At 71.6% G+C, this 12,425-nt stretch carries 11 protein-coding genes and 1 pseudogene; all 12 read left to right on the top strand.

The genetic code is table 11. The annotated features are described in order from the left end of the window. A pseudogene (locus ND748_RS14990) lies at positions 1 to 427 on the top strand (AMP-dependent synthetase); the annotation flags it as partial. A 66-nt stretch (positions 428 to 493) separates the two neighbouring features. Then, entirely contained in the window at positions 494 to 1,279 is a 786-nt protein-coding gene (locus tag ND748_RS14995; RefSeq protein ID WP_251746425.1) for a ferritin-like domain-containing protein, read from the top strand. Next, positions 1,276 to 1,911 carry a PaaI family thioesterase gene (locus ND748_RS15000; protein WP_251746426.1) on the top strand — a complete coding sequence of 212 codons (636 nt, stop codon included), beginning with the start codon at positions 1,276 to 1,278 and terminating at the stop codon, positions 1,909 to 1,911. The genes ND748_RS14995 and ND748_RS15000 overlap by 4 nt, the downstream gene beginning before the upstream one ends. Further along, a complete protein-coding gene (locus ND748_RS15005) occupies positions 1,908 to 2,168 on the top strand; it encodes an acyl carrier protein (RefSeq protein WP_251746427.1) in 261 nt (86 codons plus the stop codon). The genes ND748_RS15000 and ND748_RS15005 overlap by 4 nt, the downstream gene beginning before the upstream one ends. Further along, positions 2,165 to 3,013 carry a cyclopropane-fatty-acyl-phospholipid synthase family protein gene (locus ND748_RS15010; protein ID WP_251746428.1) on the top strand — a complete coding sequence of 283 codons (849 nt, stop codon included), beginning with the start codon at positions 2,165 to 2,167 and terminating at the stop codon, positions 3,011 to 3,013. Before ND748_RS15005 ends, ND748_RS15010 begins: the two co-directional genes overlap by 4 nt. Beyond that, positions 3,003 to 3,974 (top strand): acyl-ACP desaturase, encoded by a 972-nt coding sequence (locus ND748_RS15015; protein ID WP_251746429.1) that lies wholly within the window; start codon positions 3,003 to 3,005, stop codon positions 3,972 to 3,974. Before ND748_RS15010 ends, ND748_RS15015 begins: the two co-directional genes overlap by 11 nt. 2 nt (positions 3,975 to 3,976) lie before the next feature. Continuing rightward, the gene (locus ND748_RS15020; RefSeq protein WP_251746430.1) at positions 3,977 to 5,203 is read left to right on the top strand and encodes a cytochrome P450; all 1,227 of its coding nucleotides are present in this window, start codon (positions 3,977 to 3,979) and stop codon (positions 5,201 to 5,203) included. Positions 5,204 to 5,349: 146 nt separating this feature from the next. Beyond that, positions 5,350 to 6,291: a LysR family transcriptional regulator gene (locus ND748_RS15025; RefSeq protein ID WP_251746431.1), complete on the top strand. Its 942-nt coding sequence runs from the start codon at positions 5,350 to 5,352 to the stop codon at positions 6,289 to 6,291. A 134-nt stretch (positions 6,292 to 6,425) separates the two neighbouring features. Beyond that, positions 6,426 to 8,180, top strand: a complete 1,755-nt coding sequence (locus tag ND748_RS15030) for an AMP-dependent synthetase/ligase (RefSeq protein WP_251746432.1) — start codon at positions 6,426 to 6,428, stop codon at positions 8,178 to 8,180. A 174-nt stretch (positions 8,181 to 8,354) separates the two neighbouring features. Then, on the top strand, positions 8,355 to 9,590 hold the full coding sequence (locus ND748_RS15035) for an NAD(P)/FAD-dependent oxidoreductase (protein ID WP_251746435.1): 1,236 nt from the start codon (positions 8,355 to 8,357) through the stop codon (positions 9,588 to 9,590). 70 nt (positions 9,591 to 9,660) lie between these two features. Beyond that, positions 9,661 to 10,263 (top strand): SGNH/GDSL hydrolase family protein, encoded by a 603-nt coding sequence (locus ND748_RS15040; RefSeq protein ID WP_251746433.1) that lies wholly within the window; start codon positions 9,661 to 9,663, stop codon positions 10,261 to 10,263. 43 nt (positions 10,264 to 10,306) lie between these two features. Continuing rightward, positions 10,307 to 12,425, top strand: a 2,119-nt coding sequence (locus ND748_RS15045; RefSeq protein WP_251746434.1) for a type I polyketide synthase, incomplete at its 3' end; no start/stop codon positions are given.

The following is a 12,425-nucleotide window of genomic DNA, read 5'->3' on the forward strand; positions in this document are numbered from 1 at the left end:
GCCCGAGGCCGACCCGGCGGGCGAGCGGTGGCTGCCGACCGGCGATCTCGGCTTCCTCGCCGCCGGCGAGCTGCACGTCAGCGGCCGGCGCAAGGAGATGATCATCGTGCGCGGGGTGAACTACTACCCCGAGGACGCCGAGGCGCTCGTCCGCGACGCCCCGGGGGTGCACCGCCGCCGATGCGTCGCCGTCGCCGACACCGACGACACCGGCGCCGAGTCGCTGACCGTGATCGCCGAGACCACCCTCGACGGCGCCGCGGACCGGGTTCGACTGGCCGCCGAGCTGCGGGTCGCCGTCGGGTCCGCGCTCGGACTGGCCGAGGTGTCGGTGCGCCTGGTCGCCCCCGACGCCCTCCCGCGGACCTCCAGCGGGAAGTTCCGCCGCGTCGAGGCCCGCGAACTCGCCCGCCCGCGGCCCCGGTAGCCGCCCGGCCCGACCGTCGCCCCGAAACCGGACGGCGCCCCCGACCCCGACGGAGGAAGGCCCGACATGCACGGCTACGACGTGTTCCGCCACTACGAGCAGAAGCGCTGGACCCTCGCCGATCTGCCGTTCGACGACATCGACCGCGACCGCGTGCGGCCCGAGTACGTCACGATGGTCAAGAGCTCCGTGATGGGGGAGGCCAACTCGATCGCCGCCCAGCACGGGTTCCTCAACGAGTTCGACGACTACGACTTCTCGACCTTCGTCGCCGTCTGGGGCTACGAGGAGCTGCAGCACCACTTCGCGTTCCGGACCTGGCTGGACGCGGTCGGCGTGGCGATGCCCGCCGCCCCCGTCCAGGCGATGCGCGCCCCCTACGCGCCCGGCACCACCCCGAGCGCCACGCTCGCGACGAACATCATTTCCGAGCTGACGGTGAACCACGTCTACCGGTCCGTGGCCGCCTGGGTCGACGAGCCGGTCCTGCGCTCGCTGATGCAGCGCGCCAGCCGGGACGAGGCCGGCCACGCCCGCGAGTTCCTGCACTACGCGCGCCGGCGCCTGACGGCGCACCCCGACGAGCTGCCCTCGGTGCTGGAGACGCTGTACGTCTACACCTCCGAGGCGCGGATCAAGCATCCGGTCGGGGTGTTCAAGAGCGGGCTGGCCGAGGTCGCCGACCACGAGACCATCGACACCGCGTTCGACATGTTCCTCGCGGGCATCGCCACCGATGGCGAGCTCGACCGGCTCCAGGACAACATCCGCCGGGCCTTCGCCGCGCTGACCGGGCTGGACCTGAGCACCAACGGCCGGGTCCGCCGCCGGCTCGCCGAGGCGCTGGCGTGACCGCCCCGGAGCTGCCCTGGGCGGTCCTGGCGGACTACCGCTGCTTCGGCTGCTCGCCGCACAACCCCCACGGCATCGCGCTCGAGTTCACCGAGCACCCCGAGGGCCTGCGGACCACCTTCGACCTCGGCCGCAGCTACGAGTCGTACCCGGGGATCGTCCACGGCGGGCTGCTCGGCGTCGTCTGCGACGAGACGATGGGCAACCTCATCGTCGTGCGCACCGGGCTGGTGGCCTTCACCGTCAGCATGCGGATGCGCTACCTCGCCCCGGTGGCCACCGGGCGCAGCTACACCTGCGTGGCCCGCCTCAGCCCTGGCAGCGCCGGGGCTGAGGCCGCCGGTTCGCCCCTGATCAGCGCGACCGCGGAGATCGTCGACGCCGACGGCGTCCCGGTCGTGACCGCCTCCGCGACCTACCGCAACGTCCCCTTCGGCACCGCCCGGGAGCGCATCGCCCTGGCCAACCCCGAGGCCGACCGACTCCACCAGGCGCTGACCCCCACTCCGGCGCTCACCCCTGCCCCGGCACCGTCCCCCACTCCGGCACCGTCCCCCACTCCGGCGCTGATCCCCGTTCCGGCGCCGTCCAGCATCCCGGACGGCCCCGTCCCCGTTGAGGAGACCCTGTGACCACCGACGCCGACGACATCCTCGGGCAGATCACCGAGATCGTCGCCCGGGAGCTCGCCGTGCCCACCGACTCCCTCGCCGCCGACACCGACCTGCGCGCCATCGAGGGCGCCGACTCCGTCCGGCTGCTGCGGGTCGTCGCCAAGGTCGAGCAGACCTGGGACGTCGAGCTCGACGACTCCGACGTCTTCACCGCCTCCTCCGTCGCGGAGCTGGCCGGTGTCGTGCGCGAGGCGCTGCAGGTGAAGGCGGCGTGAGCACCACCGCGGACCTGCGGCCCGGCGAGACCAACCAGCACTACGACCTCGACCCGGAGATCTTCGGGCTGTTTCTCGACCCGCTGCGCAAGTACTCCTCCGGGCTCTACCGGCGCCCCGGGCTCACCCTCGCCGAGGCGCAGGTCGCCAAGCTGCACTTCGTCGCCGACCGGCTCCGGCTGGCCCCCGGGCAGCGGCTGCTCGACGTCGGCTGCGGCTGGGGGTCGCTGATCCTGTTCATGGCCCGGGAGTACCGCGCCGAGGTCACCGGGGTCAGCCCGGCCGGGCGCCAGCACGAGTTCATCGCCGCCCGCGCCGCGGACCTCGGCCTGACCGACCTCGTCTCCACCCGCGTCGGGAAGTTCGCCGACGTCGAGCTCCCGGCGCGCTCGTTCGACGCGGTCACCATGCTCGGCTCGATCGTCCACATGCCCGACGTCGACGGGGCGGTCCGCCGCGCCCGGTCCATGCTGCGCCGCGGTGGCCACTTCTACGTGTCGGAGAGCTGCTTTCGCAGCGCCGCGGCCCGCGACGAGTTCGACCGCCGCGCCGGCACCGAGTTCGTGCGTAACTCGATCTTCGGCTGGGGCGACATGCGACCGCTGTCGGAGCTGGTGCGCGCGGTCGAGGACGCCGGCTTCTCGGTGACGAGCGTGGACGACCTCACCGAGGACTACCGCCGTACGATCGACGACTGGCTGGAGCGCGTCGCCGCCAGCGCGGCCGCGATCGACGAGCTGCGACCGGGCACGGCGGCGGAGCTGACCCGCTACCTGGAGGTCGCCAACGCCGGGTGGGGCTTCACGACCAAGCACTACGCGCTGGTCTGCCGCAATGCCCGCTGACCGCCACCGGCTCCTGACGGCCTCCGCGCAGCCCGGCGAGCCCGGGCCCACCGGGCTCGCCGGGCCCACCGGGCTCCAGGCGATCCCCGCCCGGTCGGTCGGACTGCCCGCCGACGACGTCGACCGGGCGGTCACCGCCTTCATGACGGCCTCGCCGGTGACCCGCCGGTGGGACGTCGAGACCGGCTTCGACTGGGCGGCGGCCGACGCCGACCGGCTCACCGAGGGCCAGCGGTCCGCCGTCCGGTTCATCACGTTCATCGAGGATCACCTGCCGGGCTACTTCGCCCTCTACGGCAGCCGGTTCCCGCTCGACAGCGACGTCGACGTCGAGACGTTCCTGCTCAACCGCGAGATCTACCACTTCACCGTGCGCTGGGCGCAGGAGGAGGACAGCCACGCCCGCGCGCTGTTCCGCTACCAGGTGGAGTCGGGCATCGCGCGGCCGGCGGCCCTGCGCCGCGAACTCGCCGAGGAGGGTCGCAAGCAGTTCGCGCTGCCGCACGAGCACCCGGCCGCGCTGTTCGCCTACACGCTCGTGCAGGAGAAGGCCACCCAGATCTACTACCAGAACCTGCGGGCCGTCGTCTGCGACCCGGTGCTCGCCGAGGTCCTGGGTCGCCTGAGCCGCGACGAGGCTCGCCACTTCACGTTCATGGCCGACATGGTCGACCTCTACCTGCGCCGCTACGGCGACGCCGTCGTCGAGCCGATCCGGGAGGCCATCGCGCAGTTCCGGATGCCACTGGCGGACACGCTGCGCGGCTACTGGCGCTGGGCGCTGCGCATCGCCGACACCGCTCACTACGACCACACCGAGGCCTACGAGCACCTCGTCCGGGTCGTGCGCCGCGCGGTGGACGCGCCCTCCGACCGCGTCGACGAGCTGGCCAGCTTCGTGCGGGCCTGCCGCGCGACGGACCCGACCCCCAGTCCGGTCGCCCCCCTCTCCAGGAGCTGATCGTGGATCTCACCGTCGACCTCACCGTCGAGCAGGCGGCGCTGAACATCTTCGACCCCGCCTGGCATCACGACACCTTCCCCAACTACCAGGTCCTGCGTGAGGCCGGCCCGTTCGCGCCCGGTCCGCTGGGCCTGCGGCTGGTGACCCGCTACCGGGAGGTCGAGGCGATCCTGCAGGACTCGGCGTGGAGCCACGCCGAGGAAGGCGAGATCATGCATCCCGACAGCGACGGATCGGACCTGCCGACGTCGTTTCTGTGGATGGAACCGCCGGACCACACCCGGATCCGCCGGCTGGTCGGCAAGGCGTTCAGCGCGCGGCGGATCGAGGGGCTGCGCGCGCGGGTCACCGAGGTCGCGGCCGGGCTCGTCGACGCCGCGATCGCCGCGGGCGAGGTCGATCTGGTCGAGGCGATCGCCTACCCGCTGCCGCTGACGATGATTGCCGAGCTGATGGGCGTGCCGGCGGCCGACCACGCGGCGGTGCGCTCGATGTCCTTCGGCCTCGCCCGCGGCCTGGATCCCGACATCCTGCTGTCCCAGGCCGAGATCGACCTGCGGCGTGACTCGGCCGCGGCGTTCCGGGAGTACTTCACCGATCTCGTCGCCCGTCGGCGCGCCGACCCGGCCGACGACCTGGTCAGCGCGCTGGCCCTGGCGGAGGCCGAGGGCGATCGGCTGACCGGCGACGAGATGCTCGCGACCCTGGTGGTGCTGCTCGTCGCCGGCCACGAGACCACGGTGAGCCTGATCTCCAGCACGTTCCTGATGCTGATGCGCAACCCCGACCAGTACGCGGCGCTGCGGGCGGACCCGGACCTGGCCGCGCCGGCCGTGGACGAGCTGATGCGCTACTGCACCCCCTCGCACCTCACGACCCGCGTCGCCACCCGCGACGTCGAGGTGCTCGGCGAGCGGTTCGCCGCGGGCGACGGGGTGATCATCCTGCTCGCGTCGGCGAACCGCGACGCCGCGCTCTACCCCGACCCCGAGCGGCTCGACCTCGCCCGGTACGCGGGCGGCGCCGCGGTGGCCCGCCACCTCGCCTTCGGCCGCGGGCACCACTACTGCATCGGCGCGCCGATGGTGCGCCTGGAGATGGAACTGCTGCTGCGGACGTTGGCGCTGCGCGCACCCCGGCTGACGCCGCTGGTCGACCCGCCGCCCTACCGTCCGAACCTCGTCGTCCGTGGCATCGCGGAACTGCCGGTGCGGATCGACCGCTGAGCCCGGGCCCGGCCGACCTGGTGTGGCCGGGCTCACGCCCTCAGGCGGGCGTCCGACACTCCAGTGACTTGCGGCGGGAAGGTGCGGTTCACCAGAGGTTATCCGGCACCGTTAGGCTTGCGCTCGACGCCCCTGTGGAGGTGGCAATGGAGTTGCGGCACCTGGTGTCCTTCCTTGCTATCGCGGACGAGTTGCATTTCGGCCGCGCTGCCGCTCGACTACATCTTTCGCAGCCATCCCTGAGTCAACAACTACAACGACTGGAACGAAGTCTCGGCGTCGAGCTGGTGGCCCGGACATCACACGATGTCCGGCTCACCGCCGCCGGAAAGGCCTTCGAGGCCGAGGCGCGGGCCATCATCTCGCAGATGCGTAAGGCAACCCATACTGCCCGTGAGGTCGCGGCCGGCCGGACCGGGGTGGTGAGCGTCGGGTACAACTTCCCCGGCGGTCAGCACGTCGTCCCGGCCGCGCTCACGAAGATGTCGGCCGAATATCCCGACGTCAGCGTCACGCTGGTGGAGCAGCGCACCGGTCCACAGCTTTCCGCGCTCGCCGCCGGTGATCTCGATGTCGCCATCGTCTACGGCCGTCCGACCTCGCCCGATTTCCGCTCCCGGCGACTTTTCCGGGTGCCGCTCGTCGCGGTCGTCGGCCATGGGCACACGTGGGCGGGGCGCGGCGGCATTCCCTTCGGGGAACTCGCCCGCCAGCAGTGCGTCCTGTTCGCCCGGGAGAAGAGTCCGGCGATGTACGACGCGATCCAGGCGGCCGCCGAGGCCAGCGGCATCACCCTGTCGGTCGCCCACGAGGTGGACGACCCGAGCGCGACCGCGATCGTCGTGTCGGTGAAACCGCTGGTCGGGTTCGCCTCCGCGTCGCGCGGGCTGCACATCGGCTCCGCGGTCGGGGGCCCGCGGCCGGCCGCCGTCCAGCTCTACGACCCGGTGCCCACCCTGGACCTCTACGTGGTCTGGCGGGCGGCGAACTCGGCGCCGCTGGTGGACATCTTCGTCGACTGCATCGAGTCGGCCCGGCCGTTCCAGGTTCCAGCATACGGCCGCGCCGAATCAAGAGTAAGGCGATAGGAAAGGCCGACCGTTCATTCGGGGAAAGCGCCTTGCCGTGTTCTCGGAATAATCCGAGACTCGGGCGTGGAATGCTGGAACGCACTTCACCGTGCGGATAACTGCGTCCGCGCCACGCGGAAAGGTGATGACACGTGCAGAAATCCACCTCGGTCGGCGGCCCGGTCCTGCCGGACGATCAGGGACTCTGGTCCGTGGTCGAGGGGGGCGCCCAGGCGCATCCCGAGCGACCCCTGCTGGGCCGCACCGACGTCCCCGGCGAGGCGATCCGCGAGATCAGCAGCGGCGAGTTCGCCGAGCAGGCCCGGACGGTGGCGGCCGAGCTGCTGGCCCTCGGGGTCGCGCACGGCGACCGGGTCGCCATCATGGGACGCACCGGCTATCCCTGGGTGTTGCTGAGCGTCGCCGCTCTCGGCATCGGCGCGGTGATCGTCCCCGTGTACCCGACGGGCTCGGAGGTCCAGGTCCGCCACACCCTCACCGACTCCGGCGCCGCGTGGGCGTTCGCCGAGACCGACGAGCAGGTCCGGCAGGTCAGCGAGGCCGGCGCCGCCGCGCTGCGGCGCCCGGCCTGGAACCTGGACCAGGTCGACGCCTGGGTGGCCGCGGCGGCGGGCTCGGCCGATGCCGATGCCGATGCCGATGCCGGAGCGCGCCGCGCCGCCTTCGACGAGGAGTTCGCCCAGCGGGCCGGCAAGGTCCGCGCCGACGATCTGGCAATGATCATCTACACCAGTGGTACCACGGGCCTGCCGAAGGGCTGCATGCTCACCCACCGCAACATGTTCGCCTCCTCGGCGGGCACGGTGGAGCAGACCGGCGAGTTGTTCCACACGGCCACGCTGCACCGCTCACAGGACCGCTCACAGGACGGCACGCAGGCCACCACGGCGCTGTGCCTGCCGCTGTCGCACGTGTTCGGCCAGACGATCCTGTTCGCCTGCCTGTACGCGGGAACGCGCACCGTCCTGCTGCCCGGCATCCCCGAGCTGCTGCCCGTGCTGCCGGTGATCCGCCCGACGTTCCTCGCCCTCGTCCCGTACGCGCTGGAGAAGATCCGCAAGCGGGTGCGGGACCTGCCCTCCGACGACATCTCCGCGGCGTTCGGTGCCCGGCTGACGCAGGTGATCTGTGGCGGCGCCTCGCTGGACGACACGACCGCGGCGTTCTTCGCCAGTGCGGACGTCAACGTGCTGAACTGCTACGGCCTGACGGAGGCCGCCACCGCGGTCACCGTGAACGCGCCGGCCACCAATCGGCGCGGGACCGTCGGCCGGCCGATCCCGGGAACGACGGTCGCGATCGCCGACGACGGGGAGGTGCTCGTCCAGGGCGCCAACGTCTCGCCCGGCTACTGGTCGGCCGGGGAGCGTGCCGTCGGGCGGGACGCCACCGGGCCGGAGGAGGACCGCTGGCTGCACACCGGTGACGTCGGCCGCCTCGACCCCGACGGTTACCTGGTCATCACCGGGCGCCGCAAGGAGATCCTGGTGACCAACAGCGGCAAGAACGTCGCGCCGACGCCGTTGGAGGACCGGGTACGCCTGCACCGGCTGGTCAGTAACTGCATGGTCGTCGGGGAGGCCCGCCCGTTCGTCTCGGCGCTGATCACCGTGGATCCGGCGCCGCTGGCCGCCTGGGCCGCGTCGAACGGCGTGCCGCTCGAGGGTGCGCAGGACTGGCGCGAGCACCCCCGGCTGCTCGCCGAGCTCCAGCTCGCCGTCGACGACGCCAACAGCCTCGTCTCCCGGGCCGAGTCGATCCGGAAGTTCCGCGTGCTCGACGGCGACTTCACCGTCGAGCAGGGACATCTCACGCCTTCCCTGAAGCTTCGCCGCGCGATCATCGAGCGGGAATTCACCGAAGCGATCGCATTTCTTTACCAGTGATCTGCACCACTCGATTGAGTGGGCTTATCGGCCGATGAGATGTCGGCCGGTCCATTGACCGACGATCTGACCTGTCAGCACCATGACAAGGTAGCCGGCCCGAACGCTGCGCTGCCGGCCACCGCCGGCGCCCCGCCGGCGGCCTCCGGCGGCCAGAAACGGGAGGACAATGTCATGTACGACGTCATCGTGGTAGGTGCACGCTGCGCCGGATCGCCCCTGGCGATGCTGCTCGCTCGGCGCGGGCACAAGGTGCTCGTGGTGGATCGAGCCACTTTTCCGAGTGACACCGTCTCCACCCACTACATTCATCAGGCCGGTCTGTCGCGACTTCAGGACTGGGGAATTCTCGACCGTCTTGTAGCCACCGAGCCGCCGGCGATGCGGCATCTCACGTTCTCCTACACGGACATCTTCCTCGAAGGTTTCGCCGACCCGATCGACGGAATCACCGAGGTGTACTCCCCGCGCCGGACGATTCTCGACGAGATCCTCGTCGACGAGGCGCGCAAGGCCGGCGCCGAGGTCGTCGAGGGGTTCACCGTCACCGACGTGATCTTCACCGAGGGGCGCGCGGCCGGCGTGCGCGGACGGATCGGCGACGGTCCGGAACGCGAGTTCACCGCCCGGTTCGTGGTCGGTGCCGACGGCCGCAACTCGACCGTGGCGGGCCTGGTCAAGGCCGAGATCTACCGATCCGTCCCCGCGGCGTGCTTCGTCTACTACTCGTACTACAGCGGCCTGGACTGGACGTTCCAGCACCGCACCGGCTTTGGTGAGCAGCAGCTCGGCGCATGGCCGACGCACCACGGCCAGCACCTCGTCGCCGTGATGCGCCGCAAGGAGCGGATGCGCGAGTTCCGCGCGGACGTCGAGGGCAGCTTCCACGAGATCATCGACCAGGTCGTGCCCGAACTCGGCGAGGACCTGCGCACGAACGGAAAGCGGGCGGAGAACTACCGCGCGATGGCCTACCCGGACAACTTCTACCGCCGTTCCGCCGGCCCCGGCTGGGCGCTTGTCGGCGACGCCGGATACCACAAGGACCCGTTCACCGGCTGGGGCATCACCGACGCGCTGAAGTACACCGAGGTGCTCGCGGAGAAACTGCACGAGGGTCTTTCCGGGGCGCGTCCGATCGATGAATCGGTCGAGGAGTACACGAAGATCCGCGATGCCGAGAGCAACGGCACCTTCGAACTCACCTGCAGCCTCGCGGAACTCAGCCTCACCCCCTACTACGACTCCGTGTTCCGCGCCACCAGCATGAGCCCGGAATACACGACGAAGTTCTTCGGTCTCATCGCCGGCGGAGTTCCCGGCGAGGAGTTCTTCGCTCCGGCGAACCTCGAGCGGCTCTACGAGGACGTCAACATGCCGGCCGACCGGCGGATTCTCACCCAGTCCTGAGCGCCGCCGACCGATCTGCACCGCCGACCACCCTGCACCGCCGACCGCCACGAAAGGGAAGGGCCCGCAGATGCCCGCAGTCAGGTTCACGGCCCTCGGCGACAGCTTCGTCGAGGGCCGCGGTGACGTCGCCGCCGACGGCTCCTACATCGGCTGGGCCAGCCGGTTCGCCCGGCGGATGGGCGTTTCCGCCCGCGAGGTCCGCAACCTCGGCGCCTACCAGACGACCACGCAGCAGGTCGTGGACCGGCAGCTGCGCCCCGCCCTGGTGCGCAAGTCGCCGCTGATCGGCGTGGTGGTCGGCGTCAACGACCTCGTCACGGACTACGACCCCGACCGGTTCACCCGCAACATCAACACGATCTTCCGGTCGCTGGCGGGCCTGGACACCACCGTGTTCACCGCCAGCTACCCCGACATCCCCGCCAACCTGCCGCTGCCGGAGGAGTTCCGCGGCCTGCTGCGCGAGCGGTTCGTGTTCGCGAACGCCGTGCTGCGCGAGGTGTGCGAGGCGACCGGGACGCTGCACCTGGACATCGCCGCCGGTGCGGACTGGGCCGGACGGCGGCTGTGGAGCCCCGACGGCCTGCATCCCAACGCCGAGGGTCACCGCCTGTTCGCCGAGCAGATGGCGGACCTCGTCGAGCGCGCATCCTGGCTGACTGCCGCCTGAGCCGCACCGCCCGCCGGCGTCGTCCGGCAGAGAAGGGAAGATCGTGACCAAGCCAGCGCTCCCCCCGAGCCCGACCGAACCCGACGGTTTCGACGACCGGCGGCTCGCCCGGACCCCGATCGCGATTGTGGGCATGTCGGGTCTGTTCCCGATGGCCCGCAACCACCGTGAGTACTGGCAGAACGTCGTCGACGGCGCGGACTGCACGACGGAGGTTCCGCCCTCGCGGTGGGACCTGGCCGACTACTACGACAGCGACCCCGCCTCGCCGGACAAGACCTACTCGCGGCGCGGCGCCTTCATCCCGGACGTCGAGTTCAGCCCGTTGGAGTTCGGCCTGCCGCCGAACCAGCTCGAGGTCACCAGCACGATGCAGACCCTCAGCCTCGGCGTCGCCCGCGACCTGCTGCGCGACGCCGGCGCCCGCGACGTCGCCGGGAAGGACGCCGACTGGTACGACTCCGGGCGCACCGGCGTCGTGCTCGGCACGACCGGCCCGGTCCCGCTCATGCACCCGCTCGCCGCCCGGCTGTCCACGCCGGTGCTGCGCGAGGCGGTGCGCAGCTGCGGGCTGAGCGAGGCCGACGCCGACGCGATCAGCCGCAAGTACGTCGAGGCGTTCGCGCCCTGGGAGGAGAACTCCTTCCCCGGCCTGCTCGCGAACGTGGTGGCCGGTCGGGTCGCCAACCGGCTCGGCCTCGGCGGGATGAACACGACGGTCGACGCGGCCTGCGCGGCGTCGCTGTCCGCGGTCCGCCTCGCCGTGGCGGAACTGGTCGACGGCCGCGCCGACACGATGATCACCGGTGGCGTCGACACCGAGAACACGATCTTCATCTACATGTGCTTCTCCAAGGTGCAGGCCCTGTCGAAGAGCGGCACGATCAGCCCCTTCTCCGACGACGCCGACGGCACCCTGCTCGGCGAGGGCATCGGCATGCTGGCGCTGCGCCGGCTCTCCGACGCCCAGCGTGACGGCAACCGCATCTACGCCGTCATCCGCGGCATCGGCTCGTCCAGCGACGGCCGCTCCAAGAGCATCTACGCCCCCCGGGCCGAGGGACAGCGCGTCGCGCTCGACCGCGCCTACCACGACGCCGACTGCTCGCCGGCGTCGGTGGAACTGTTCGAGGCCCACGCCACCGGCACGGCCGTCGGCGACCGCACGGAGCTCACCGCCCTCGGCGGCCTGCTCAGCGACGCCTCCGACGAGCGCAACTACGCGGCGCTGGGCAGCGTGAAGTCCCAGATCGGTCACACCAAGGGCGCCGCCGGCACCGCCAGCCTGATGAAGCTCGCCCTCGGCCTCTACCACAAGGTGCTGCCGCCGACGATCAACGTCGAGCGGCCGAACAGCGCCGTCGACTTCTCCGATGCCCCCTTCTACGTCAACATCGCGAACCGGCCGTGGATCCTCGACCCGCACCGGCCGGTGCGCCGCGCCGCCGCGTCCGCGATGGGCTTCGGCGGGACGAACTTCCACGTGGTCCTCGAGGAGCACTCGGGCGACCGATCCGCCGTGCGCGCCCTGCACCGGACCGCACAGGCGCACCTGTGGCACGCCCCGGATGTCCCCGCGCTGATCGAGCTGCTGCGCTCCGGCGCCCCCGGCGGCGACGGCCCCATCCCCGCCGACGCGGCCCGGATCGGCTTCGTGACCGCCGCGGACGCCGACGACGACGCCGTCGACGACCTGCGCGAGCTGGCGATCTCCCAGCTCGACCGGTCCCCGGACGCGACCGAGTGGTCGCATCCGCGCGGCATCCACTTCCGCCGCAGCGCCCGCCAGGGCGCCACCGTCGCCGGCCTGTTCGCCGGGCAGGGCAGCCAGTACCTCGACATGGGCCTGGACGCCGCGCTGAACGTCCCGTCGATCGGCGCCGCCTTCGACGAGGCCAACGCCGCCTTCGACGGCGCGGCGCGGCGCCTCGGGCCGATCGTGTTCCCGCCGCCGGTGTTCGAGGCGGACCTGCGCCAGGCGCAGGAGATCGCCCTGCGCGCCACCGAACACGCCCAGCCGGCGATCGGCGCGCTGTCCGTCGGCCAGCTGCGCTACCTGCGCGAACTCGGCCTGCGCCCCGCCGGCTACCTGGGCCACAGCTTCGGCGAGCTGACCGCGCTGCACGCCGCCGGCGCCGTCGACGCCGCCGGCTACTTCCGCC

This window comes from Frankia sp. AiPs1, assembly GCF_023716945.1.
Classification (GTDB): Bacteria; Actinomycetota; Actinomycetes; order Frankiales; family Frankiaceae; genus Frankia.